This window comes from Vibrio chagasii (assembly GCF_002954585.1).
Lineage (GTDB): Bacteria > Pseudomonadota > Gammaproteobacteria > Enterobacterales > Vibrionaceae > Vibrio > Vibrio chagasii_A.
Map to the genome: position 1 here is coordinate 2,060,551 of NZ_MSCI01000002.1, position 25,777 is coordinate 2,086,327.

Sequence of the window (25,777 nt, forward strand, 5' to 3'; positions counted from 1 at the left end):
GATAGTTATCACTCTTCGTCTTGATTGTTTTGCTGAGCTTTGCGCTCTTTGTACAGCTCAAGTTCGTTGACTGGTGGAGGCGGAACCTGCAAAAAGAAGCCATCGGTGTTCAGTGATTCTCTCACTTTATCGATGTTCACTTGAGCCAGTTTGCGACCGTCCATTTTAATTACCATTACAAAACTAGGTTTACCAAACATTTGCATCAGTGCGTCAGGAACTTGTGAAAAATCATCCTTCTTAGGGATATAAAGGTATGTTCCTTCTTTCTTTGAGCTTTTATATATAGAACACAGCATGACAAACCTTTTTAATTGATTATGACTACAAAACTCTCACTTGCGAGATCAATAGTTTATGTTAGGGAAATATTGGGAACAAAACGTTCATTTGACAACAAGATTACTTGCTGTGCTTGGTCTGGGAATATAACATGATAAACCTAGTTTCAGGCAATGCCCTTTATTTTATTAATAAAGAAATTGTACCAATTCGCTATTGAGGTCCTGTAGTTTTTCGATGTCTAGTAATCCAGATCTAAAAGGTAGCAGCTTTACGCTATCTGTTTTGCACTTATCCGATGATCAAGTCGAAAATGCAGTCTCTTTTCTTCAAGAGAAGGTAGACCAAGCACCCACTTTTTTTGCTGCCGCACCTGTGGTTATCAACATCAGCAAAGTGGCTGGCGATATCGACTTCATAAAGCTAAAAGATGGCATCTCTCAAGCGGGTATGATTCCGGTTGGCGTCGCAGGTTGTTCTGACAAGCGCATGCAAAACCTTGCTAGAGAAGCTGGCTTTGCGGTCATGACGGCAAGTAAATCCCCATCTCAAGCACCGGCAAAAATGGCACCGATTAAAGTGATTAGAACCCCGATTCGTTCTGGACAGCAGGTATACGCCAAAGATGGCGACCTGTTAATTCTAAGTCACGTAAGCGCTGGTGCAGAAGTAATTGCCGATGGCAGCATCCATATTCATGGCACATTGCGCGGCCGAGCGATTGCCGGAGCAAGTGGTCAAACTGAAGCAAAAATAATTTGTAATGATTTACAAGCCGAGTTGGTTTCTATTGCAGGAAATTACTGGCTCAGCGATCAAATTGAAAGCGAGTACTGGCAGAAGAAAACCATGTTCAGTATGGCAAACGATGTATTACACGTTGACGTCCTCGCAATATAAGAGAAATAAAAGGAAAAAATAATGGCACGCATTATCGTTGTAACGTCAGGTAAAGGCGGGGTAGGCAAAACGACCTCTAGTGCAGCTATTGCCTCAGGTCTGGCTCTGAAAGGAAAGAAAACCGCAGTTATCGACTTTGATATCGGTCTGCGTAACCTTGATTTAATTATGGGTTGTGAGCGTCGTGTTGTTTACGATTTCGTTAACGTTATCAATGGCGAAGCAACGCTTAACCAAGCGATGATCAAAGACAAGCGCACAGACAACCTATTTATTCTTCCAGCTTCTCAAACACGTGATAAAGATGCACTGACTAAAGACGGTGTTCGTCGCGTATTTGATGAACTGGATGAGATGGGTTTTGACTTCATCATCTGCGATTCACCTGCAGGTATCGAGCAAGGCGCTCTAATGGCGTTATACTTTGCTGATGAAGCGATTGTAACGACTAACCCAGAAGTCTCTTCTGTACGCGACTCAGACCGTATTCTAGGTATTCTGGACTCTAAATCTCGTCGTTCAGAAGAGGGCTTAGAGCCAGTGAAAACTCACCTTCTACTGACTCGCTACAACCCTGCTCGTGTAAATCAAGGCGAGATGCTAAGCGTACAAGATGTAGAAGATATTCTGCACATTTCGCTGCTGGGTGTAATCCCAGAAAGCCAAGCGGTACTGAACGCATCGAACAAGGGTGTTCCAGTGATCTTTGACGAAGCAACCGATGCAGGTATGGCTTACAATGATACTGTAGAGCGACTACTAGGTAGCCAAGTTGACTTCCGCTTCTTAACGGAACAGAAGAAAGGCATCTTCAAACGACTGTTCGGGGGCTAATACACAATGTCATTACTAGAGTTTTTCAGACCACAGAAGAAGACCACTGCAAACCTAGCCAAAGAGCGTTTGCAAATCATTGTTGCTGAACGCCGTAGCCATGACGACCCAGCGCCGTCTTACCTGCCGCAACTAAAAGAAGACATCTTGAAGTGTATTGCTAAGTACGTAGAAGTAGACCCATCAATGGTTGACCTTACGTTCGAACACAAAGATGACGATATCTCAGTACTAGAGCTGAACGTTAAGCTGCCTGAAGACGATAAGTAATCATTACTGTCTCGTCAGCAGATTGAATAAAAAAGAGAGCTTAAGCTCTCTTTTTTTGTTTGCGTTTTGTTTTTAAACAATCTGGCTATTTGATTGCTTTATTCAGCCTCTCGCCAACCAGATCTAAACGCCAACCTTGCATCACATCCGGAAGTTTTTCTGGATTACGATCGTGTTTCCAAACCCAGCTCAACATTTGGTTTAGCTGTTTCTTCGATGCCAAAAATTCCGTCGCTAGACCACTGTGTTGCGAAGCGGTTTTCACTTCATCTTTCAACACTTTAAATACTTGTTTATAGCCCGGGTAGTCCATTAGACGTTCAACTGGTGCTGGGTACTCTTCTTCTGGTGTGTGTTCCGCTAACTTAACGATTGAGCTGATCTTCGCGCCATGACGACGTACAGAACGGAAGTCAAAACCTTCCTCTTCCATACGTTTCGGATTCTTAATCGCAAAACGCGCGACAGCCCAAAGATCTTGTTCTTTAAAGATAAAGTTCAATGCGAGATCGCGCTTAATCGCTTCTTTCAAACGCCATGTTGCAAGGGGTCTCAAGATAGCAAGTTGCTGTGGCTTAAGTTGCCATGCACCTTTGATATCAAGGTAAGCCGTATCTGGGTTTACTTTACGGATACGCTTCGTCACCTGTAGATCAGACTCTTGTTGCGCCGCTTCCCACCAGCCCGCTTCCATCACTTTCTCAAGAAGCTTATTGTACATAGGCATTAAATAATGAACGTCTGCTGCCGCGTAGTCGAGTTGCTTTTGAGAAAGCGGACGCGCCAGCCAATCGGTGCGAGATTCACTTTTATCTAAATCCACACCAACAAACTCTGAAACCAAAGCAGCAAAACCCGTTGATAAGCCATGGCCTAAGAACGCCGCCATGATTTGGGTATCAACCATTGGGGTAGGTGTACAATCAAATGCGTTCTGGAATACTTCTAAGTCTTCACCGCATGCGTGTAGCACTTTCAGTACCGAAGCGTCTTTCAATAACCCAACGAACGGTGTCATTTCATCAAGAGCAATAGGGTCAATCAGAGACAGCGTTTCGCCGTCAAATAACTGAATCAAGCCTAATTGAGGGTAATAGGTTCTTGTACGAACAAACTCCGTATCAAGCATAACGACATCGGCTTCACGTGCTTGTTGGCAAACTCGCTCAAGGTCTTTCAATTGGGTAATGATATGATAATCCACAAAAACTCTCACTGGTTTCTATTTGATCGCCGGATACAAAAATGCCGACATTAACTGTCGGCATTCTAACACCATTTTACCACGCCCGCTTTGATTAAGCGTTTCAATGATTTCAGGAGAAACTGTGCTTGTTACTCACTTGCGCGTTTAGCAAGCTCAGCATCGTTCTCTTCACGAAGTACACGACGTAAGATCTTACCTACGTTGGTCTTTGGAAGATCTTCTCTAAACTCAACCAGTTTAGGCACTTTGTAACCCGTTAGGTGTTCACGACAGTGCGCGATGATGTCTTCTTTAGTTAGACTAGGATCACGCTTAACCACGTAGATCTTCACCAGCTCACCAGACACTTCATGAGGTTGACCAATCGCCGCTACTTCTAGCACTTGGCCGTGTAGTGCAACGACATCTTCAATCTCGTTCGGGTAAACGTTAAAACCAGACACAAGAATCATGTCTTTCTTACGGTCAACAATGTGCAGCAAGCCTTCGTCATCAAACTTAACGATGTCACCCGTCGATAACCAACCGTCTTGGTCAATCACTTCTTTGGTCGCTTCTGGACGTTGCCAGTAACCTTGCATCACTTGAGGGCCACGAACTTGCAGCTCACCCACTTGATCATTCGCAACCACGTTACCTTCATCGTCAATGATACGAACATCGGTTGACGGTACCGGTAAACCAATCGCACCAGTGTAATCTTTTAGGTCATATGGGTTACCTGTTACCAGCGGTGAACACTCGGTTAAACCATAGCCTTCTAACAGGTGGATACCTGTTACTTTCTTCCACTGTTCAGCAACAGCGCGTTGAACCGCCATACCCCCACCAACAGATAGACGTAGGTTACTGAAGTCTAACTCATGGAAGTCTTCGTTATTTACTAACGCATTAAACAGTGTGTTTACACCTGTAATTGCGGTAAATGGAACCTTTTGCAGCTCTTTGATGAAACCAGGAATATCACGAGGGTTAGTGATAAGAAGGTTACGACCACCCATTTCTACGAACAACAAGCAGTTTACTGTCAGTGCAAATACGTGATACAGCGGCAATGCTGTTACCACTAACTCTCGGCCTTCATGCAGAACCGGACCATACGCCCCTTTCGCTTGAAGTACGTTCGCGATCATATTGCGATGCGTTAGGATTGCGCCCTTCGCAACACCCGTAGTACCACCAGTGTACTGAAGGAATGCAATATCATCCCCAGTCATAAATGGTTTTACATACTGAAGGCGACGACCTTTATGCAGCGCTTTTTTGAACGAGATAGCACCCGGTAGATCATACTTAGGAACCATACCTTTCACGTATTTCACGACGAAATCAACAATGGTACCTTTTGCGCGAGGTAGCATTTGGCCAAGACTAGTCAGTACCACGTGCTTCACTGGAGTGTTATCGACCACTTTTTCTAGCGTGCTAGCAAAGTTTGAAACAATAACGATCGCCTTTGCACCAGAATCGTTCAGTTGATGCTCTAGTTCACGAGGTGTGTACAGTGGGTTGACGTTCACTGCAATCATACCAGCGCGCAATACACCAAAGAGTGCAATTGGGTATTGCAGCAAGTTTGGCATCATCAGTGCAACGCGATCGCCCTTCTTGAGCTTCAAATCATTCTGCAGGTAAGCAGCAAAAGCACGACTGCGCTCTTCAAGCTTACGGAATGTCATTACTGAGCCCATGTTCTCAAAAGCAGGTTGGTCTGCGTATTTCTGTACAGACTGTTCGAACATTTCGATAAGAGATGGGTATTGATCTGGGTTGATCGTTTCTGGTACGTCACTTGGATAACGTGAAAGCCAAGGTTTATCCACTATGTTACTCCTCGTTTATCAGCTGACGACTGCTTCGCCGCTTTTATCATTACGGTATTACAGCACAGCTTTAGTGCATGAGCACTAAAAGGCTCAAACACTTGTTTAAATTTTGTTAACTAAACCAAGAATTAGCTCTGAAACTAGCTCTGGGCTCTCTAAATGACAGTGATGTCCGCCGGGAACAGTCTCAATTTGTAGAGGACTATGGGCTGATTTGTAGCGATTATGCTGCAAATGTCTAAATCCATCATTGCCTAATATTATGAGTTGAGGGCATTCAATAGCCGCCATAATCGCTTCTGCGTGCGCCTGTGACATTCGGTATAACGAGTCACACTTTAGATTAGGGTCGCATCGCCATTGCCAGGAGTCGTCTAACTCGGCAATCCCTCGCTCTACAATAGGAGCAATGAGTTCTGCATTGATTTGATTGGCGTGTACTCTCAGATTAATAGCATCCTCTAGGCTTGCTAAAGGACGTGAAGGTTTTCTCCGCTGTCGAAGACGACTGAGTACCCCATCTCTTAGACGAGAGACCGTTTCTTGGGGAGCTTCAGAAAGAGGTCCGTGACCTTCAATTTGAATTAATCCTGACACCTTTTCAGGAAAGGCGGCACTATAACAACTTGCTATCAATGCACCAAGTGAATGTCCTACTAGTACCAGTCTGTTTGACGATAATTTAGTCACAAGCTGATGTAAATCATCTATATAGTCATGAAATGGGTAGTAACTTCCCGACTTGTGTGAAGAAAAGCCGTGGCCAAAGAGATCGATCGCAATCAGGTGACAATCGGGGAGACTGGTTTGTAGGTTGGCAATCACAGAAGAAAAACTCGCAGAGTTATCTAACCACCCATGAATAAAAACGACCGTCGTGACGGTCGTTTCTGGGTTACCTATCTGTTGTGTGGCAAGCGTCCCGCTCGCAAGGGAATATGATTTATCAATCATCAAGCTTTAGTAACCTCTAATCCTTGCTTGGTGTAGCAATCAACATCTAATAACTAGCGTTAATTACTCGACATCCTGTATAACTCTGCCTTGTCTTGGCATTGTTTGAAAACTGCGGCAATGTAGGCTTCTGCACGAATAGTAGGTTGGTGCGAAATCGTTAACAACGACACGCTCCGTAATGTTCCACAGACGTTGGTTATCTACCTTCATCACCGGGAAGGTGTAAGGGTACTCACCGATTTTGCCATCTTCACTACCGTTTGATTGACCAACTAGCGTAATCAAACGACCTTCAGCAAAGCTTAACGGCTCAACGTATCCTTCAATATAACCAACAAAGCGCCCACTCGGCTCTGCATCGAGATCTGGCTTACCATTGCTTGAAATTGGCATGTTAGCAACTTCAATTCGAGTTCTGTCTTTTAGGTTGGTCACTTTAGAAATCACGCCACCTAAACGAACACTTTTAGCGTCTGGTAATTGGTCAACCCATTGTTGGTAGTCGCTGATAACAGGCTCTGATTTTGCTTCGAGCTCGCTAGGTAATGATGAACACCCTGCTAGCACCAAGATACCAAGAGAAAAGGCAATTAAGCGTATTTTAGATAAGTAATTAGACATGGTTCTGGTCCTTAAACAGGCATTAGTAAATCGCTTCAGATGTAAATATCGACACCGATAAGCTTTGCAAGTTCTTCTTTTTTCGCCTGGTTCATTACATCCATGTATTCTTCCATAGCCTTACGTCCTCGGCCTTCTGGAAGATCATACTGGATTTGAGCCTTGTGTAGCTCAGACTCTTTAACTTGACGAATAGAATGAGAGACAGCATTGGCCACTTTGGTTGGTTGCCCAACCGCAGTGCTAGCATCAGATTTTTTTGCCTGCTCCTTCTTTTTAACGCGATTCGGCTTAGACGTATTGCCTATCGATGAAGGAGGTAAGTTATTAATTGATACCATGACTAAATATCTGTCCTCTCAAATCTAAATAATACGCATTTAGATCTAATTTGCATCAGAACCTTGTAAAAAATTACTCGCGACCTGGCAGCTTCTTCCATGTCACTTTGTCACGCAGATACACTGGTTCAGACTCTTCAGCTGGCACGGCTTTGCCTTCAGCATAAGCAAATTGAGCCAGGAACGCCATATCTTGAGCTTCTGGAAATAGCACTTCACACGCTTTAGTGTTGATAGCTAGTGTATCCATATGCTCTGCGTAAGCTTCCCAACCAGTACCTACTTTTGCCCATGTTTCAGAGTCTGCTTCAAGCTGCGCAGCCAATTCACTTGGCGGTGTTACACATTCAGCATCAACCGCAGTCCAACGACCGTCTTGTTCACGGCTGTAACGAGCCCAGTACACTTCACTCATACGCGCATCAATCGCTGTCGCAACATGAGTTTCACCAAATTTACGGTAGCTGCCTTGCGCCATTGCAGCCAGTGTAGAGACACCGATCATTGGTAAATCCGCACCAAAAGCCAAGCCTTGAGCAATACCAATACCAATACGTACACCCGTGAAACTGCCTGGGCCTTGACCAAACGCGATAGCATCAATATCGGTTAAAGCGACATTCGCTTCTTTCAGTACTTCATCAACCATAGGTAGAATTTTTTTCGTATGGTCTCGAGGTGCCTCTTCGCTACGAGCGAACACCTGGTCACCAATTACTAATGCAACTGAACAGTTTTCAGTTGCGGTATCTACTGCAAGAATTTTCGCGCTCATTTGTGTCTCAAATATTCGTTATCTAATCTAAAAATAATGGCTAAGCTCAACAATGCCAATTACTCGGCTGCGGTTGAATGGTCTTTAGCTAAGAATTCTTTAATGACCCCTAAGTCACGTGTACGAGGGATAGGCGGTAAACTCGCCAAAAAGATGCCACCGTAATCGCGAGTCACCAATCGGTTATCGCAAATAATCAAAGCACCATTATCACGCTTATCACGTATCAATCGGCCCACACCTTGTTTCAAGGTAATCACGGCATCTGGCAATTGTACCTGTGCAAAAGGGTCGCCCCCTTTTAACTTACAGTCCTCAATGCGAGCCTTAAGTAAAGGATCATCAGGGGCTGTAAAGGGCAATTTATCGATGATAACACAGCTTAATGCATCGCCCCTAACATCTATCCCTTCCCAGAAAGCACCTGTCGCCACCAGCAAGGCATTACCCAACTCCATAAATTCAGCCAAGGTTTTTTGCTTGCTTGTCTCACCTTGCAACAGCACCGGTACGGTCAAGGTTTCACGGAATCGCTCCCCTAACTCTTTCATCATGCTGTGTGAGGTACACAAGAAGAAACAACGACCTTGGTTTTGCTCAATCACAGGCGTCAACATACGAACCAGTTTATCGGCTAAGCCCGGGCTATTCGGTTCTGGAAGATAACGAGGCACACATAAACGCGCTTGATTCGGATAGTCGAATGGGCTCGGCAGTGAAAACTGAGCCGAGGGCTTTAAGCCTAGTCGCGAAGTGAAGTGGTCGAAATCGTCCGATACTGCCAAGGTTGCTGAGGTAAACACCCAAGCGCCCGGCTTCAGCTCAATCTGCTCGTGAAATTTGTCAGCAACTGACAGCGGTGTAATGTGCAAAGCAAAATGGCGCGGTGTTGTATCATACCAATAGGAGTAACCAGTAATCGACACATCACATACACGCTCAATGCGAGACTTAATCATGTTTGCACGCTCGAAAGCAGTATCCAATAGTTGGCTTCGCCCAAGTGCTAATTTCAATACATCTACAGCCAGTTGCAATGCGTCTTGCAGGCGAACTAACTCTCTAGCGATCGACTCTGATTTTAGCGCCTCGCGCCAGTTACCACGAAAACCGGTATCGCCCAGCACAATTCTTAAATCGGATGAGGACTGAACGAGCCTGTCACCAACCTTTTGCAGTTGGCGCATGTCTTTCGCTTCGGTGCGATAGCCAATTTCAATGTCTTTGGCGAGTTCGTGAATTTGTCGGCTTGATACAGACTGACCAAAATATTGACTAGCAATGTCGGGAAATTGATGCGCTTCATCGAAGATAAATACATCTGCCTCAGGGATGAGCTCACCGAATCCGGTCTCTTTAATCGCGAGATCGGCTAGGAAAAGGTGATGGTTCACTACGACGACATCGGAATCCATCGCTTTTTTACGCGCTTTCAATACAAAGCAATCGGTATAACTTGGACACTCTTTGCCCAAGCAATTGTCGTTGGTCGAGGTAATCGTTGGGATTACAGGGCTATCTTCCGCAATATCATCACAGTCACCCAAATCACCGGTTTGCGTGGATGACGACCAGCTACGAACTTTGACTAACTGAGCAAGCAGCGTTGGATCCGTATGAGTACCATGACTTTCGATCATTTGGCGGCTCAATCTATCCAAACACAAATAGTTTGAACGCCCCTTAAGCAGCGCAACTTGACCATGAAAACCAAGGGCATCAGTCATTAAAGGCAGATCACGGTGGAACAGCTGTTCTTGAAGGTTTTTAGACCCCGTACTAATGATGGTTTTCTTACCACTAAGCAGTGCCGGCACAAGATAAGCAAATGTCTTACCGGTACCCGTCCCTGCTTCTACCACCAATTGGCTCTGTTGCTGAATGGCCTGTGAAACTGCTTCAGCCATGTCTAACTGAGCTTGTCTTGGTTGAAAGCCCGGGATTGCTTTACCCAGTGCGCCATCAGCAGAAAACGTTTTAGATATCATAGAGTACGAAGTTTAGAAAAAGAGAAGGCGAATTATGGCAGGTTTAGTGAGCCGGCGCGAATCAAGAATGACTTCGCACCGGAGGTGTCTGGGTTATTTCAAATTACCAAGAGAACAGAAATGAAAATCGAGATTGCTGTTTTAGCTTAGAGGTTAATTGCTTATTTTCGATTGAGATAACGAGATAGCCAAGGAGCGCCTTCAAATTCATTATCATTTGGCTGTATGGCTTTTACTGCATCGCTTGGCGAGGTTTTGCTTTTCCACATTTCATCGAGAACATTTCCACCTAGCTCTACGCTGCCAGCCAATGAATTCACGCGTTTGCAGTACAGTTTTTTTGCTAGTAACTCTTTATCCATAAGTATCACCTCTATTTTTGGCCAAGGCGAAAATGCCTCGGTTGAAGTTCAAATGCGTACTACGGTCAAAACTTTAAAAATGAAGCTTCTGCCTGTTTTTCTATCTGAAAACTGATATTTCGATATCAAACAATTTATCAAAGCGATAAATGAGGAGCAGAATTTGTTGAAACCAACTTGATAATAGATTAATTATAACGGTGATATTGCGGCTCAGTTCACCGTTCGACGGCCTGTATTTAATTTGAAGAATAAAAAATATTTCATGGAAGTAAGATGCAAATGGAAAGAAAAACATTACTAACACATTGTACTGATGCCCCAGGCCTCATCTCAAAAATCACCAACATTTGTTACAAACACCAACTCAATATCGTTCACAACAACGAGTTCGTAGATAACACTAGTGGTCACTTCTTTATGCGCACTGAGCTTGAAGGGTATTTCAATGATGAAACCTTTCTAGCAGACCTAGATCAAGCCCTACCAGAAAACGCGAAGCGCAAGCTAGTAGACTCTTCTCGCAAGCGTATTGTTATTCTGGTAACGAAAGAAGCACATTGTCTTGGCGATATTCTGATGAAGAACTTCGATGGCAGTTTAGACGTGGAAATCGCAGCGGTTGTCGGAAACTACGACATTCTACAAAGCCTAACCGAGCGTTTTGACATTCCTTATCATCATGTTTCACACGAAGGTCTGAACCGTGAAGAGCATGAGCAGAAAATGCTGGAAGTGATTGACCAATACGAGGCTGATTACCTTGTTTTGGCTAAATACATGCGAGTACTGACTCCGGGATTTGTTGAAAAGTACAACCACAAGATCATCAATATTCACCACAGCTTCTTGCCAGCATTCATCGGTGCGAAACCCTACCAACAAGCGTATGAGCGCGGCGTAAAGATCATTGGTGCAACGGCGCACTTCGTGACGAACGATTTGGATGAAGGCCCAATCATTAAGCAAGACGTTATCCCTGTCGATCACAACTTCAGTGCGAAAGACATGGCGCAAGCGGGTCGTGACGTAGAGAAGAATGTTCTAAGTAAAGCGCTAAACAAGGTGATCAATGATCACGTGTTTGTTTACGGCAACAAAACTGTGATTCTGTAGGTTCGACACCTGTTAGAACCCAATAAAAAACGCGTAATAGGATCGCCCCATTATGTGTTTTTTGTATCTGGTTATCGAGTCCGTTGTTAGAGATTCCCAACTACGCTCCTTCGTCGCTATCGGGAATGACGGTGTTCTCTTGCTAGTAAAAACGATGACTCAGAAGAGATACAGTCAAACCGAATGATAGTAAGGCACAACCGCTGCACACATCCGCGCTCTATCTGAAAATTTTAATATCAAATCAAGCGTTCACTACAGTTGGTAGACCAACACATTCACTAACCGGCAACCTCGTCATTCCGACGAACCTAGGCGAGATCAGGAATCTCTCTCTTGTTAACTCAGACTAAGCCTGCTCTGACTCAACAATCTTCTTCAACGAATGTGGGTGCAGCTTGATACAAATCCCTTGATGCTTAAATGCAACCGTTGGGTTGTTCAAACGCTCACCCTCGCCTTTCGGGCTAGACAGTTTGATCTTAACACCTTGCTCAGTCAGCGTTTCAAAGCTAGCAGCGAACTGCGGGTAAGTACCTTTCAGATCCGCTAAGTACTCATCAGCCGTTTGGGCGTGAGACGGAATCACAAACTCAACGTGCTCCCAATCTTGGCTCGGGTAAGTCTTACCTTCTGCAGGGTATGGCAACTCCAAACACTCAATGTTCCAATCACGGCTTTGCAAAGGCTCATCAAAAGCGATCACAACAATTGGACGGCCATTGATCATCGCTTGTGAAATGGTAGAGCCGTATTCAGACCATGCTTGATGTGCTGCTTTTGCTAATTCCGTTTCATTGATTCTTAGTGCGATATGGTCCGCTTGAGCAAAACTCAAATCTAAACCCAGTACGTTACCTAGGTTTTCAATCTTCGCCATAAACGTATCAAGGCGGGCAATCATTTGTTGTGGTTCTAATTCGGCTTGCTTGAGGCTCATCGTCATTATCTGTGTTCTCCAAATATTGGCTGCATGGTATCAGTTTTACCTTGTTCAACAAGCGCTGCGTATACAAAAAGACAGACGATAAGCACGTTGGCTCACATTCCTAAAAACACAAACGCTGCATAGCGAAAATTGATTATCAAAAACCCCTCAGGAAATGTTAATTTTCTATCAATTCGACCTATAAGAAACCGCACAAAATTGGTATGATTACTGCCATTTTTGTGAACTTAAACAGTGTCTGTTGTTCATTTCGGCATTAAATCGTTAACTAGACGCATAATTAACTAAGTTTGATGACCTCGAAATAACGGCCACTCTTATCATCCTTGAATTGAAGGAAACGCGTGTGAATATCCAAGCACTTATTAATGACAAAGTATCTCAGGCTCTAGAAGCCGCTGGCGCACCTGCAGGCTCTCCCGCTGCTGTTCGCCAATCTGCAAAACCACAATTTGGTGACTACCAAGCAAACGGCGTAATGGGCGTTGCTAAGCGACTAGGCACTAACCCGCGAGAATTTGCTCAGAAAGTATTGGACGTTCTAAACCTAGACGGTATCGCTTCTAAAGTTGAAATCGCAGGTCCAGGTTTCCTTAACATCTTCCTAGATGAAGCTTTCCTAGCAAAACAAGCAGACGCAGCGCTTGCTGATTCTCGCCTTGGTGTTGCAGCAGCTGAAGCTCAAACCATTGTTGCTGACTACTCAGCGCCAAACGTTGCAAAAGAAATGCACGTTGGTCACCTGCGTTCAACTATCATCGGTGATGCAGTTGTTCGTACACTGGAATTCCTAGGCCACAAAGTTATCCGTGCTAACCACATCGGTGACTGGGGTACTCAATTCGGTATGCTTATCGCAAACCTTGAGCGCGTTCAGGCTGAATCAGGTGAAGTTTCAATGGATCTTGCTGACCTTGAAGGCTTCTACCGTGAATCTAAAAAACTTTACGACGAAGACGAAGAGTTCGCAGTTAAAGCACGTGGCTACGTAGTGAAACTACAAAGCGGCGACGAGTTCTGTGCAGAGATGTGGAAGAAGCTTGTTGACGTAACAATGATTCAAAACCAACGCAACTACGATCGTCTAAACGTATCACTAACGCGTGATGACGTAATGGGCGAAAGCATGTACAACCACATGCTTCCAGGCATCGTTACAGATCTTAAAGAGCAAGGTCTTGCTAAAGAAGATGACGGCGCACAAGTTGTATTCCTAGACGAATACAAAAACAAAGATGGCGACCCAATGGGCGTTATCATCCAGAAGCGCGATGGCGGTTTCCTTTACACAACAACTGATATTGCTTGTGCAAAATACCGTTTTGAAGAGCTAGGCGCGGACCGCGTTCTTTACTTCATCGACTCTCGTCAGCACCAACACCTAATGCAAGCTTGGACTATCGTTCGTAAAGCAGGTTACATCCCAGAATCTGTTTCTCTTGAGCACCACGCGTTCGGCATGATGCTTGGTAAAGACGGTAAGCCATTCAAGACTCGTGCAGGCGGTACGGTTCGTCTAGCCGACCTTCTTGATGAAGCAGAAGTTCGTGCAGCACAACTGATCGAATCTAAGAACCCAGAACTAGCAGAAGACGAGAAGAAAGCAATCGCTAACACAGTTGCAATGGCAGCGGTTAAGTACGCAGACCTTTCTAAGCACCGTACTACTGACTACGTGTTCGATTGGGACAACATGCTTGCGTTCGAAGGTAACACAGCACCTTACATGCAATATGCATATACTCGTGTTGCTTCTGTATTTGCTAAAGCTGGCGTTTCTATGGACTCTCTTGAAGGTGAAATCAAAATCACTGAAGAAAAAGAGAAAGCACTTATCGCGAAACTTCTACAATTTGAAGAAGCGGTTCAATCTGTTGCTCGTGAAGGTCAACCACACATCATGTGTAGCTACCTGTTCGAACTAGCAGGTCAGTTCTCTAGCTTCTACGAAGCGTGCCCTATCCTAGTAGCAGAAGACGAAGCTGTTAAGCAAAGCCGTCTGAAGCTTGCTGCCCTAACAGCGAAGACAATCAAACAAGGTCTGTCGCTTCTAGGCATCGAGACTCTAGAGCGCATGTAAGCGATTCGAGATTCGAGATTCGAGATTCGAGATTCGAGATTCGAGATTCGAGATTCGAGATTCGAGATTCGAGATTCGAGATTCGAGATAATTAGAAAGGTTGACGTGAAAGCGTCAACCTTTTGTTTTATTTGGAGGTTATATTTACTTGGCTATCGACACTATCCGCTGGCTTCCGTCGCAGAGATCTCCTACTACCCTCCTTCGTCGCTCTAGGAGATGACGGCAATGAATGCCGTAAGTCCGAGACAGGTTCAATGGCGCGTTATCACTCTCCTTCACGCTATTCCCCACAGTGAAGTACGAGCATGTTGGAGAATCTCCTAAAGCATGCAATCACCGAAAACCAATTCGTTGTCCTTCTCCTCCACCGTCATTCCCTACAGTGAGGTACGAACGTGATAGGGAATCTTCTTATTGAGATCGTAAGCGCTAGCCACATTCTCATTCCAACCTTATACTCAACTAAAACAATTAATTGGAAAGATCATGAGCTTCGAACTTCATCCTCAATTGGCGAAAGACACCACCGTTATTGGCGAATTCCCGCTTAGCCTTGCACTACTGCACAAGGACAACGCTGTGCCTTGGGTTATTCTGGTCCCAAAACGTACCAACCTAAAAGAGCTGCATCACTTACCAATGAAAGAGCAACAGCAGTTCTTACATGAATCTCAAGCAGTAAGCCAGGCACTTGAAGCTACGTTCCAACCGGATAAGCTCAACCTAGGCGCGCTAGGTAACATAGTGCCACAACTGCACATCCACCATATCGCACGTTTCAAAGATGATATTGCATGGCCTGGCCCTGTGTGGGGCAACACCACAGGTGAACAGCGCAGTGAAGAAGAACAAGCAGCTATCCTAACTCGCATTCAAAATGTGCTGTCACTAAGCTCTATCTTTAAGAAAGTTTAACCTTCTGACACAGGTGATGCCTATTAGCTGGGCATCACCATTATTACAAAATTGTAATAATGATTCAAAAAAACACCCCATTATCACAACAAAGACTCCCGCGTATACTCTCTTGCACACAACATAGAGAGAGAATCATGAAACAAACCTTCAACTTATTTCGTCATATCAGCTGGATCGCCATCATTTGTTCTATGCTTGCTTCCCTACTCTTATTCTTTATGGGAGCAACCAAGACTTACTCTGCTTTTGCGATCTTCATGCTCAATCAGGTGCCACCAGAATCGCTCGCGCATTTAGACACAACAGATATCGCGATCTCATACTTGATTAAGTCTCTGGATACGTTCTTGATTGCTTTTGTGCTCTTCATCTTTTCTCATGGTGTATTCACTTTATTCATCTCAGATAAAAGTAATGCCGCGAAAAGTGACCAACAAACCAATAGAAGCAAAGTACTTAGTTGGATAAAAACACCCAACATTGGTCACCTGAAAAACATTTTGGCTGAAGTGATTATCATCATTATCTTCGTGAAATTTTTGGAGCTTGTGCTCGTCAATTTCGACAGTATTGGATGGGATATTTTGGTTCTTCCAGTATCCATACTGTTGCTGAGTATCGGCCTTAAAGTTCTTGGGTTAGGTGAAACCAAAGAGTCTTAAGTCGAGAAACACAAACAAAAAAACCGCAGCTCGTAGGCTGCGGTTTTTTATTAGATATTGACCAAACTACATCATCACATTCAGCGACAGACCATCTTGCTTGCTTATGGTGTAGCGAACACGCGTTGTGTGACCATGTTTGTTGGTGTCGACCAAGCGAGATACTTTGCCTTTCTTGACCCACACGCTCAACATCGCATCCACGCCGTCCTCACTCATACCAAATTTCGCTGCAATCTCTTTACGAGCTGCGACACCTTGACTGTCAATGTACTGATGAAGTTCAGTTAAAATCATACGACTTGCACCTCTAATGCTTTTTGCTTGCTGCCAACTTTCTTAAATACACGGTAGGTAATCACAAAGCCACCAGCAATCGCGACCATCCACACAGCACTAGTCACAGGGTGTGCTGCAAAGTTTGCCGCTTGGTAGTAGAAAGTTGCACCAAAGTAGCCAAGCGCCATTGTCCAAACTGCAATAAAGCGTGCAAACATTTGACCAAATTCACGAACGTAAGCACCCATTGCAGCCACACAAGGTGTGTAAAGCAAGATAAGGATTAAGTAAGCAAACGCAGCGTGACCAGAAACAAATTTGTCTTTCAGGTTACCAAAGATAGACGAGTCAACCTCTTGTTCTTCGGCAGCGGCACCGGAATCACTTAAGTCACCAACCTCAATACCTAGGGGATCTGAGTAGCTCAAATCGGCTAAATTCTCAGGGATCGTCATCACCGCTTCTTCTAAGCTCGCCGCTAGGTCAAACTCCGCAGCTTCTTCATCAGAAGGCGTTGTGTAAAGGCTGTTCAGCGTACCTACTACCGCCTCTTTTGCGAAGATACCAGTAATGATACCTACCGTTGCTGGCCAGTTTTCCTCTGTAATCCCAATTGGTTGGAATACAGGAGTCACAACTTGCGCTGCCTTTGAAAGTACGGAGTTTTCGCTGTCTTCGTTACCGAAACTGCCGTCCATACCCAGAGAGTTAAAGAAACTTAAGATGGCAACCACAACCACAATCGTTTTACCTGCACCGAGCACGAAGCGCTTCAGTTTCTGCCACGTTTTCAGCATCACGTTTTGTACAGTTGGCAGCTCGTAGTCTGGCATTTCCATTACTAAGCTGTCGCTGCTACCTGGGTAGATAGTGTTTTTAAGGAACAAACCAGTAAATACAGAAGCAAGAATACCCATGATATACAGAGCAAATACCACGTTTTGCCCAGCACTAGGGAAGAACGCCGCAGCAAACAGTGCGTATACAGGTAAACGAGCACCACATGACATAAATGGTGCCATAGAGGCAGCTAGCCTACGCTCACGCTCTTGGTCAAGTGTACGAGTTGCCATAATTGCTGGCACGTTACAGCCAAAGCCAAGAACTAACGGTACAAACGCCTTACCCGGAAGACCAATCTTCTGCATCACTTTATCAAGTACAAACGCAGCACGCGCCATGTAGCCTGAACTTTCAAGTACCGCTAAGAACAAATAAAGCGCCGCGATAACCGGAATAAAGGTCGCTACAGTTTGAATACCACCACCGATACCATCTGCAAGAATAGTGACCAACCAAACTGGTAAGTGTTCGTCTAATAAATGATGTCCACCATCAACCAATATTGCACCAACACCAATATCAAAAAAGTCGATGAACGCACTACCTATATTGATAGAAAACATGAACATCAGATACATGATGACAAAGAAAAAAGGAATACCAACCCATTTGTTCAGAATGAATTGGTCGGCTTTCTCTGTGAAGTTACGGCTTAGTTTGCCTTCACTGCGGCGAACACGCTTACACAGGTCATGTAGGAAGGTGAACTTCGCATCTGCTACCGCTAGGTCGATATCAAACTCAGCGCCAAGACGCACATTGTCAATTTGAGTACGTGTTTGCGGAGCTAATCCGTTTAGTACCAGGTAATCATTTTCTAGAGCTCGAATCGCAAGCGCGCGGCGAGAAACATCAACATCATCAAAGTGTGATTCAACAGAAGGAATAAGTGCTTCTAATGCTTCATCATAGTTAACAGAGATAGGATCAAGGCTAACACCTTGCACAAGAAGCTTATGCAGGCGCTCTTTGAAACGAGCCACTTGGCCTTTATCATTCGCAGACAAGCTAAGAACCGGGCAACCTAGCTCTTTCTCTAGCGCTTTCAGATTAATCACCTGACGCTCACGCTTTAATACATCCATTTTGTTCAATACAACGATCATCGGGCGACCCAACTCTCGCAATTGCAATGTCATGTATAAGCTTCGTTCTAAGCAGCTTGCATCAACAACATTAATGATCACGTCAACAGGGTGAGTCAGAACAGCTCGCGACGCGATAGACTCATCAATACTATTCGCATCATTACCACTATCTAGTGCGTAAATACCAGGCAAATCAGTTAGCTGAAATTGGTCACCCGCATGTGAATAGACACCCGTTTTCTTCTCAACGGTTACGCCTACCCAGTTACCAACATGCTGCTTCGCACCGGTTAGTGCATTGAATAACGTTGTTTTACCACTATTCGGGTTACCAACGGTAAGAACTTGATAATCCATTTAGATAACCTCGATTTGTTCTGCGATGCTTTCACGAATGGCGATAGAGACCCCTCTCACCTCTACTTGAAGCGGATCCCCCATCGGCGCGCGACGGATTAGTGTAACTTCAGTGTTTGGCAACATACCCATGACCATTAGCTTTTTTCTAACTTCTGGTGTTAAGCCGGTTAAGGCAACTATAGAAGCCGCTTTTCCTTGATCTAGTTGTGAGAGTTTCATAAATACCCAATTCGTGATTGATAATGAGAAAGATTGTTATTAGCGGCATGATACACATAGATAACCACAGCTCTATTGCGTGAAATCAATGTTTTCGAAAATATACACTCGTAAGTTTCGTTAAAAACGTTTACGTCAAAACCGTCACTTTCAACAACTAGTGAGAACTACCTCACTAGTACACTACAAACAAAAACACACCAATCCATTAAAAATCAGAAACTTATGAAAATGTCGCTTTTCTCATAGCCTTCTGTCGTTAATTTTATAAGTAAAATAAGTCACTAATCGTATAGTTACTCCATCGAAGAGAAACTGCTTCTCTTTAATTTAATTCCAGAGGTGATGTGGCCTGCCATATCACTCCGGCAGCAAGCGAAGGTGTCATTGGCACCCGTGGTATAGTCCCCCCGGCTATACCACGACATTTTTTTCTTATCTTGTTTAATCCCTGCAAAACAATCTTCAACAACCTAAACCAAATATCTCGTATCTCGTATCTCGTATCTCGTATCTCGTATCTCGTATCTCGTATCTCGTATCTCGTAGAAGCATAAAAAAGCCCCAACACGAATGTCGAGGCTTCAATAACACTATCTGTCGTTAGCGTAAGGCTGTCTGGTTAATATTGCTCGCTCTAGTCTTCACTGTTTTCAGCAAACTTAGATGGGGACATACCAAAGTGATGTTTGAACCTTTGGCTGAAATAAGACGGGTCATTAAAGCCAGAGTCAAAAGCAACGTCTGATATCTTCTCTCCGGCAAGTAACCGCTCACACGCATGCTCCAAGCGAACTTCATTCAGGTGCTCTTTAAAGGTCTTGTCATAAGCCATCTTAAATCGCCTTTGTAAGCTTCTCTCTGACATGAATAGATACTTAGCAGCAGTCGCAGTACCAAACTCAGCATCAGCGTAGTGCTCACTAACAAGCTGAGTCACTCTATTCTTCCACTCTTGCTCTGCACTGAGCTTTAACTGCTCAGGTGAGGTGTTAGCGAGCTTGATAGTCTCAATCTGCTCTATTGTATTAGTTTCGAGATTATCTAATACCTGATAGTCAATTGGCCAAGTAAGCTGCACCTTATTCTGAGATTCCGACACAAAAGCATTGAGCTCTCCACCGCTCTGATTCACCAGCAACGGTAACTTTTCTATATTTAAGTCGGTCGACTTCCCACTATTATCAGTAATGCTAGAGGTTAGTTTAGGGAAAGGCATACCATGGTCTAAAATCGTCACGACTAGGTGCTCTTTTAGCTCTTCAACCGTAACCATCATGCTCTGCGACTTAAAGTTGCGCTTGATGATGCTCGCGATCAGGCTATTGAAGATAATATCGAGATTAAAATACAGTAAAGATACATGTCTGTGTTTAGTCTCGACTTTTATCTCTAGTTCAATACCGGCTTTAGCTAAGTCCTCTTGCCAAGCCTTTAGAACAGACTCCAAAATTAAGATCATATCGTAACCAACCGCACCACCATCCTGTCGGCTATTACTCAATTGGGCCAAACCATTCTTTAACGCAAGAATCGGTGATTTACCTTGCTCATCATTCCAATTAGGGAGCATGGCTGCAACTTGGTTAACCTCTGAGGACAGTTCATCGGCGGTATGAGACACGAGCGAATTCTTGACCGATAACTGCTTCTTAAGCTGCTGATTAGTCGTCAGCAATATCCGGCTTTGGTGTCTCAACTGATCGGTTTTTAAAGCCACTTGCGCCTTTAGGTGTCGGTTGGCATAGGTGACATAACGCGAACGCCAAAAAACCAAGATAGTGACGACACAGATAAGCAAAATCAGAGAACTTGCTGCCGCCCAGTTACTGAGGTACCAAGGTTCAGCTATTGAGAAGCTTTGATTGGTAGACACAAAACGGTAGTGAGAGTCCTTAACGGGCTTAACCTCAAGTGTGTAGTCGCCGGGTAACAAGTGATCGAGGGTCAACAAGCCCCCCTCAAACTCGCTCCAAGATTCATCACCATTGAGCCTATATTCCATCGCAGGTGCAAACGTAGCAGGCAAAATACCGATCTTGAACCCAATCGACGAGCCATAAGGTATCTCAGCTAAGTCAGCTGCCTTGCCGCCAAGAGACACGGTCTTTTGATTGACACTTATTTTGCTCAGTAAGGCACGACTATGAGGCGTAGTCGACACCAATAACTCATTAGCTAACGCGCTCACCACCCCATATTTAGAACCCAATACTAACCTTGAGGATTGGCTCTGCTCACTGTAGAAGAGTTCACATGCGCCAGCCGCGAGTTCATTAGTAATCAAACCAAAAGGTGAACCAATATGTTTGTGAAGCTGTCCGTCTAACCCATAATAGCTCAGCCCTTTTGAAGACCCTAACCAAACACCATTTTCATCGCTGATTAAACAGCTAGGGCTGATGTTCTCTTCCACAAGAGGAATCTCTTCAATGACTGGACGATCGTAAGGGATCCGATAGACACCATAGCTGCTCGCAAACCACTGAGAACCATCGCTGGCTTTTTCTATATCAACGACCTTGCCAAATCGCTCACTGGAACGACTAAAGCTAATTCGCTTATCAACAAAGGAATAAAAACCATGGTCTGTACCGATATAGACACTACCTTGTAAGCCTATATTCAGGTCGGTGATTTTTGCGGGCAGAAATTTGTCTACGAGCCAATCCATTCCATAGCTTGTCAGCGCCATAGTATCTATCGACAAGGAATAGAGACTTTGCCCGGAAGTCATCCAAAGTGTGTTGTCACCTTGAAGTGCCAAATTCTCAATATGAACACCTTCAATAGCTCTTGGTAGATTCAGAGCTTCGCGCTCCAATGTCTTGGTGTTGAAGCTAACGATACCCTCTTCAGTCGCTAACCAAATAGATAAACCAAGAACTTGAAAGTCTCGGACCGATTTAGGATATACACGATTAGGCCGCTCTTCAGCATCAGAATCAACAATATAGAGACCCATTGAAGAAGCTACCCAAGAAAGGTGGTCACTGATTGGCTTAACTTTATTGATCACGACACTGCTAGAGTGCATGCCCATACCGGTTAAAGGCGTTCTTGAGAATGTCTTACTAAACAAAGAGAAATACCGGATACCATTATTGGTCGCGACCCACATACCACCAGCATGGTCGTTAATTAATGAGTAAATCTTCTCACCCGGTAATGAAAAGTCTTGATTGGAGGCTTGTTCAAAACGAGTAGTTTCTCCAGTAATAAAGTTATAGCTAATCAGGCCATGCTCAGTACCAATCCAATATTGATCGGTTGTTTCGGCAAGAGAGAGAACATGCGAACCACTGATCTTGGTCTCTTTCTCTGAATTAGCCAAATCGACAATCACCACACCATTTAATGTACCAATCAGTAATTCGCGTCTTGCCTTTGAAAAGTAGATCGTCTCGATATAGTGTTTATCTGATGCAGCCACATGGGTAAATTCTTGATTTTCAGAAAGGTAGGCACCCGAACTGGTTGCCAGTACCCATTTGGATAGCACCCACTCCGCATCATTGATCGTAATGTCGCTGCTGTTGTTGTATCGATATAGCTTGACGAGTGAGTAAGTATTAAATTCCAATGACTGGGTGTTGTAGGTGTAGAAGTTATTGCCGTCTGTCACCCAAATATAATCAGCCGATGCACCAATGTTCGTGATCTCTGCGCCAGGGCTCAAGCTAAAGGCTAACTCGTTACCTATCCCAGGAGTATGTCGATACACCTCATTATCAAAGAACGTCCAAAACTCATCGTTCAGGAAAGCGACGCGTTCCGATGAGAACTGTAGCAGACTGCCTTTTCGTGGTAGCAAAGCTCGCCCATCATAAAACAGCACTTTTCCATGCACATCATGAACCCAAAGCCCACCACCGGCGCCTAGATAGAGATTTTTAGCCGCGAGAAAATTCCCTTGCGCTTGAACAGGCAAAGGATAAAAGACAGACGGTGATGTATTTACCGCGATAGCGCTAAATGAAATGCTCATTAATATGAACATTCGGAAGACAATTCGATACAACTTCTGATCCTGAACAGCAACAACGTATGAAGTTCCGGTCATCACAATGTCTTATCATTGCTCAACCAGAAACTGAGTTTTTTTGTGCTTATTATTATCTTTCCATTTTAGCGGAAATTAACCAAGGAGAAAGAAGGATTGCTATTTGTTGAGAGGTTTTATCTTAGCGGTCACGAAAATGCCGCAAAAAGCGGCATTATTCATAAAATATCGAGAGCAAAGTGAAGTGAAAGATACTTTCTATGAATTACTTTGCGTTTAGGCAGCTTGTGTAACTATCGGTAAGTTGCTGAAGAAAATCGAAATAACTTCCACTCTTTACTTCAACTGTAGAACCGATTGGGTCCAATTGACCTTGTTTCGCATTACTTCCACGAGTCACTGATTCAATTACAGCAGGTGTAAACTGAGGCTCAGAAAACACACATTGAACGTTTTCACGTACTATCGTTTTCTTAATCGCAATCAGGCTTTTTGCGCCCGGTTTACGCTCTGGGCTCACGGTGAAATGACCTAAGTTATTTAGACCAAACTCTTCTTCATAGTAACCATACGCATCGTGGAAAACGTAGTAGCCTTTGTCTTTCACTGGAGCCAGTTGCTCACGAATAGACTGCTGCTTCTCTTTCAATGCAATCAGGAATGAATCTAGATTCTCTTGATACGCCATTGCGTTATCTGGGTCAGTTTCAATTAGCTTGTCTGAAATGTATTTCGCAGCAACTGCAACCTGGTCGATCCCCAACCAAAAATGCGGGTCGTGGCTGCCGTGGTGGTGACCTTCATGTGCATCATGATCATGCTCATCGTGACCGAACTCTCGTAAGTTGATACCAGGGATTTTACCGATTTCGATAACGTTATCATTCGATTCAATCACCTTAGTCAGAAACGCTTCTAAATCAGGACCAAACCAAACAACCATATCTGCACTATGAACTTTTTTGACATCAGACGGTTTAAGCGCATAATCGTGCGGCGAAGCATTGCTGTTCAGCAACACATCCGGTTCACTAACGCCTTGCGTTAATTCTGTCACAATCATTTGAATTGGTTTGAAGCTTGTTAGAATAGTATTGGCACTTGCAACACTTGGCGCTAAAAGCAAAGTAGCAAGTATATAAGATGAACGTGACATAATTCCTCGATAATAGAAAAGTAGCTTAGGCTTGAGGTAAATGTTACATTATAACAATAGTGAATTGCAAATGAGTTCTATTCATGGATAACTTAATCCAACTAGATTCTGTGAGCGTCGAGTTTGACGGTCGAAAAGTCCTAGACAATATCTCTCTAAATTTAGAGCGTGGCAGAATCACTACCCTAATTGGGCCAAACGGTGCAGGTAAATCAACCCTAGTAAAAGTACTACTTGGGCTCCAGCACAAATACTCCGGAAAGATTACCAAATCAAAAAAACTAAAAATTGGTTATGTTCCTCAAAAGCTAAAGCTGAATGATTCTCTACCTCTCAATGTAGAGCGTTTCCTTAAGCTCACCGGTAAATTCAGTAAACAAGAGATCTTAGAAGCGCTAAAACTCGTCGGTGCTGAACACCTGATGAAAAGCAACATGCATCAGCTATCAGGTGGTGAAAACCAACGCGTACTGATTGCTCGGTCTCTCTTGAGAAGACCCGACCTATTGGTTCTTGATGAACCGGCACAAGGCGTTGATGTACAAGGTCAAATTGATCTCTACGAACTGATTGACTCTATTCGTCATCGATTTGGTTGCGCTGTATTTATGGTGTCACATGACTTGCATTTGGTGATGGCAAAAACAGATGACGTGATCTGTCTACACCACCATATCTGCTGTTCAGGTGCGCCTGCTGATATCAAACATCACCCTTCTTACATCGCCCTCTTCGGTACCGCGGTGCAAGAAAGCTTGGCATTCTACCATCACCAACATGACCACCATCACCATGATTTAGCAGGCCAACCTGTATCTGGAGATGTACACGACTGTTCTAGCCACAAACACGGACATCAACACTAATGCTTGAGTTTCTTTTACCTTCTATTCTCGCTGGCTTAGGCATTGCACTTATTGCTGGCCCATTGGGTTCGTTCGTAGTGTGGCGCAAAATGGCGTACTTTGGTGACACATTGGCTCACGCATCGTTAATGGGTTTAGCACTTGGTTTTCTGTTCAATATTAACTTGTACCTAGCACTGCTGATCTGCTGCTTGATGTTGGCAGTACTACTTGTGACTTTACAAAAGCAAAAGCTGGTCGCGACTGATACGTTGCTCGGCATATTAGCCCACAGTGCGCTGTCACTCGGCTTAGTGGCAGTCAGCTTTCTCGATAATGTTCGTGTCGACCTGATGAGCTACCTATTCGGTGATTTGCTTGCCGTTTCTCCTACTGATTTAGTGTTCATCTATACGGGCGCTGGTGTTATTGGTTTGGTTTTGGCTACCTTCTGGCGACCGCTGTTATCGACAACGGTGAACGAAGATCTTGCAGCGGTTGATGGTATCAACATTGATTTAATGCGTCTGATTCTAATGTTACTGGTCGGCATCGTGATTGCCGTTGGTATGAAGTTTGTTGGTGCGTTAATCATGACATCATTACTGATTATCCCTGCAGCAACAGCAAGAAAGTTCTCAAGTACACCTGAGCAGATGGCGTTGTTCGCTTCAGTTATTGGCTCTATCGCAGTATGTGGTGGGTTGAGCCTGTCTTGGTTCTACGACACACCAGCAGGCCCATCTGTTGTGATTAGTGCTGCAGCTATGTTTATGTTGTCTCAGATGGTTAAGAGCCGAGCTTAACGTTACGCTCTTGCATCTTAAAAACCATACAAACAAAAAAGGCTTGGTCATTGACCAAGCCTTTCTATTATTCATCGCTTAAGCGCA

Annotated in this window: 24 protein-coding genes; 9 read left to right on the top strand and 15 right to left on the bottom strand. The window is 44.2% G+C overall.

The window, feature by feature from the left end:
* Nucleotides 1–8: 8 nt before the first annotated feature.
* A complete protein-coding gene (locus BTO10_RS17575; protein ID WP_004737952.1) occupies nucleotides 9–299 on the bottom strand; it encodes a YcgL domain-containing protein in 291 nt (96 codons plus the stop codon).
* Nucleotides 300–519: 220 nt separating this feature from the next.
* On the opposite strand from BTO10_RS17575, the gene minC reads away from it, so the two are divergent.
* From minC to minE, 3 genes are read left to right on the top strand one after another with little or no spacing between them, the layout of a single operon-like run.
* Complete coding sequence (gene minC / locus BTO10_RS17580; RefSeq protein WP_004737951.1) at nucleotides 520–1,182, top strand: septum site-determining protein MinC; 663 nt, start codon at nucleotides 520–522, stop codon at nucleotides 1,180–1,182.
* A gap of 21 nt (nucleotides 1,183–1,203) precedes the next feature.
* Nucleotides 1,204–2,016 carry a septum site-determining protein MinD gene (gene minD, locus BTO10_RS17585; RefSeq protein WP_105025371.1) on the top strand — a complete coding sequence of 271 codons (813 nt, stop codon included), beginning with the start codon at nucleotides 1,204–1,206 and terminating at the stop codon, nucleotides 2,014–2,016.
* A 6-nt stretch (nucleotides 2,017–2,022) separates the two neighbouring features.
* Nucleotides 2,023–2,286: a cell division topological specificity factor MinE gene (gene minE / locus BTO10_RS17590; RefSeq protein ID WP_004737949.1), complete on the top strand. Its 264-nt coding sequence runs from the start codon at nucleotides 2,023–2,025 to the stop codon at nucleotides 2,284–2,286.
* Between the two features lie 85 nt (nucleotides 2,287–2,371).
* On the opposite strand, the gene rnd is transcribed toward minE, so the two are convergent.
* The 8 genes from rnd to BTO10_RS17630 all read right to left on the bottom strand — a co-directional run bounded on the left by rnd (nucleotide 2,372) and on the right by BTO10_RS17630 (nucleotide 10,363).
* The gene (rnd, locus tag BTO10_RS17595; protein ID WP_105025372.1) at nucleotides 2,372–3,490 is read right to left on the bottom strand and encodes a ribonuclease D; all 1,119 of its coding nucleotides are present in this window, start codon (nucleotides 3,488–3,490) and stop codon (nucleotides 2,372–2,374) included.
* Between the two features lie 131 nt (nucleotides 3,491–3,621).
* Nucleotides 3,622–5,316 carry a long-chain-fatty-acid--CoA ligase FadD gene (gene fadD, locus BTO10_RS17600; protein WP_004737946.1) on the bottom strand — a complete coding sequence of 565 codons (1,695 nt, stop codon included), beginning with the start codon at nucleotides 5,314–5,316 and terminating at the stop codon, nucleotides 3,622–3,624.
* Between the two features lie 105 nt (nucleotides 5,317–5,421).
* Nucleotides 5,422–6,273: an alpha/beta fold hydrolase gene (locus BTO10_RS17605; protein ID WP_105025373.1), complete on the bottom strand. Its 852-nt coding sequence runs from the start codon at nucleotides 6,271–6,273 to the stop codon at nucleotides 5,422–5,424.
* Nucleotides 6,274–6,336: 63 nt separating this feature from the next.
* Complete coding sequence (locus tag BTO10_RS17610) at nucleotides 6,337–6,897, bottom strand: Slp family lipoprotein (protein ID WP_105025374.1); 561 nt, start codon at nucleotides 6,895–6,897, stop codon at nucleotides 6,337–6,339.
* 35 nt (nucleotides 6,898–6,932) lie between these two features.
* Nucleotides 6,933–7,238, bottom strand: a complete 306-nt coding sequence (locus BTO10_RS17615; RefSeq protein WP_004737940.1) for a hypothetical protein — start codon at nucleotides 7,236–7,238, stop codon at nucleotides 6,933–6,935.
* A gap of 73 nt (nucleotides 7,239–7,311) precedes the next feature.
* Nucleotides 7,312–8,013: a tRNA (adenosine(37)-N6)-threonylcarbamoyltransferase complex dimerization subunit type 1 TsaB gene (gene tsaB / locus BTO10_RS17620; RefSeq protein ID WP_004737938.1), complete on the bottom strand. Its 702-nt coding sequence runs from the start codon at nucleotides 8,011–8,013 to the stop codon at nucleotides 7,312–7,314.
* A 59-nt stretch (nucleotides 8,014–8,072) separates the two neighbouring features.
* The gene (locus BTO10_RS17625) at nucleotides 8,073–10,001 is read right to left on the bottom strand and encodes an ATP-dependent DNA helicase (RefSeq protein WP_105025375.1); all 1,929 of its coding nucleotides are present in this window, start codon (nucleotides 9,999–10,001) and stop codon (nucleotides 8,073–8,075) included.
* 161 nt (nucleotides 10,002–10,162) lie between these two features.
* Nucleotides 10,163–10,363, bottom strand: a complete 201-nt coding sequence (locus BTO10_RS17630; RefSeq protein WP_105025376.1) for a hypothetical protein — start codon at nucleotides 10,361–10,363, stop codon at nucleotides 10,163–10,165.
* A gap of 282 nt (nucleotides 10,364–10,645) precedes the next feature.
* On the opposite strand from BTO10_RS17630, the gene purU reads away from it, so the two are divergent.
* Nucleotides 10,646–11,479, top strand: coding sequence for a formyltetrahydrofolate deformylase (gene purU / locus BTO10_RS17635; protein WP_105025616.1), 834 nt, complete (start codon nucleotides 10,646–10,648; stop codon nucleotides 11,477–11,479).
* 349 nt (nucleotides 11,480–11,828) lie between these two features.
* Here purU and BTO10_RS17640 read toward each other — a convergent pair whose 3' ends face one another.
* Nucleotides 11,829–12,425: a VOC family protein gene (locus BTO10_RS17640; protein WP_105025377.1), complete on the bottom strand. Its 597-nt coding sequence runs from the start codon at nucleotides 12,423–12,425 to the stop codon at nucleotides 11,829–11,831.
* A 349-nt stretch (nucleotides 12,426–12,774) separates the two neighbouring features.
* On the opposite strand from BTO10_RS17640, the gene argS reads away from it, so the two are divergent.
* The 3 genes from argS to BTO10_RS17660 all read left to right on the top strand — a co-directional run bounded on the left by argS (nucleotide 12,775) and on the right by BTO10_RS17660 (nucleotide 16,091).
* On the top strand, nucleotides 12,775–14,508 hold the full coding sequence (gene argS, locus BTO10_RS17645; protein WP_105025378.1) for an arginine--tRNA ligase: 1,734 nt from the start codon (nucleotides 12,775–12,777) through the stop codon (nucleotides 14,506–14,508).
* A 489-nt stretch (nucleotides 14,509–14,997) separates the two neighbouring features.
* Entirely contained in the window at nucleotides 14,998–15,426 is a 429-nt protein-coding gene (locus tag BTO10_RS17655; RefSeq protein ID WP_181143991.1) for an HIT domain-containing protein, read from the top strand.
* Between the two features lie 137 nt (nucleotides 15,427–15,563).
* Nucleotides 15,564–16,091: a YqhA family protein gene (locus BTO10_RS17660; RefSeq protein WP_105025380.1), complete on the top strand. Its 528-nt coding sequence runs from the start codon at nucleotides 15,564–15,566 to the stop codon at nucleotides 16,089–16,091.
* Between the two features lie 66 nt (nucleotides 16,092–16,157).
* Here the strand turns inward: BTO10_RS17660 and BTO10_RS17665 are convergent, their stop codons facing one another.
* From BTO10_RS17665 to znuA, 5 genes are all read right to left on the bottom strand, one after another.
* Nucleotides 16,158–16,388, bottom strand: coding sequence for a FeoC-like transcriptional regulator (locus BTO10_RS17665; protein WP_004737929.1), 231 nt, complete (start codon nucleotides 16,386–16,388; stop codon nucleotides 16,158–16,160).
* Nucleotides 16,385–18,658, bottom strand: coding sequence for a Fe(2+) transporter permease subunit FeoB (gene feoB, locus BTO10_RS17670; RefSeq protein WP_181143992.1), 2,274 nt, complete (start codon nucleotides 18,656–18,658; stop codon nucleotides 16,385–16,387). The genes BTO10_RS17665 and feoB overlap by 4 nt, the downstream gene beginning before the upstream one ends.
* The gene (locus BTO10_RS23535) at nucleotides 18,659–18,880 is read right to left on the bottom strand and encodes a FeoA family protein (protein ID WP_063523942.1); all 222 of its coding nucleotides are present in this window, start codon (nucleotides 18,878–18,880) and stop codon (nucleotides 18,659–18,661) included.
* Nucleotides 18,881–19,517: 637 nt separating this feature from the next.
* Entirely contained in the window at nucleotides 19,518–22,880 is a 3,363-nt protein-coding gene (locus BTO10_RS17680) for an AraC family transcriptional regulator (RefSeq protein WP_105025617.1), read from the bottom strand.
* Nucleotides 22,881–23,148: 268 nt separating this feature from the next.
* Nucleotides 23,149–24,039: a zinc ABC transporter substrate-binding protein ZnuA gene (gene znuA, locus BTO10_RS17685; RefSeq protein ID WP_004737923.1), complete on the bottom strand. Its 891-nt coding sequence runs from the start codon at nucleotides 24,037–24,039 to the stop codon at nucleotides 23,149–23,151.
* A gap of 83 nt (nucleotides 24,040–24,122) precedes the next feature.
* Here znuA and znuC point away from each other — a divergent pair, with 83 nt between their 5' ends.
* Together znuC and znuB are read left to right on the top strand one after the other, a co-directional pair.
* Nucleotides 24,123–24,905 carry a zinc ABC transporter ATP-binding protein ZnuC gene (gene znuC / locus BTO10_RS17690; RefSeq protein WP_004737921.1) on the top strand — a complete coding sequence of 261 codons (783 nt, stop codon included), beginning with the start codon at nucleotides 24,123–24,125 and terminating at the stop codon, nucleotides 24,903–24,905.
* A complete protein-coding gene (gene znuB, locus BTO10_RS17695) occupies nucleotides 24,905–25,690 on the top strand; it encodes a zinc ABC transporter permease subunit ZnuB (RefSeq protein WP_004737920.1) in 786 nt (261 codons plus the stop codon). Before znuC ends, znuB begins: the two co-directional genes overlap by 1 nt.
* Nucleotides 25,691–25,777: the final 87 nt, after the last annotated feature.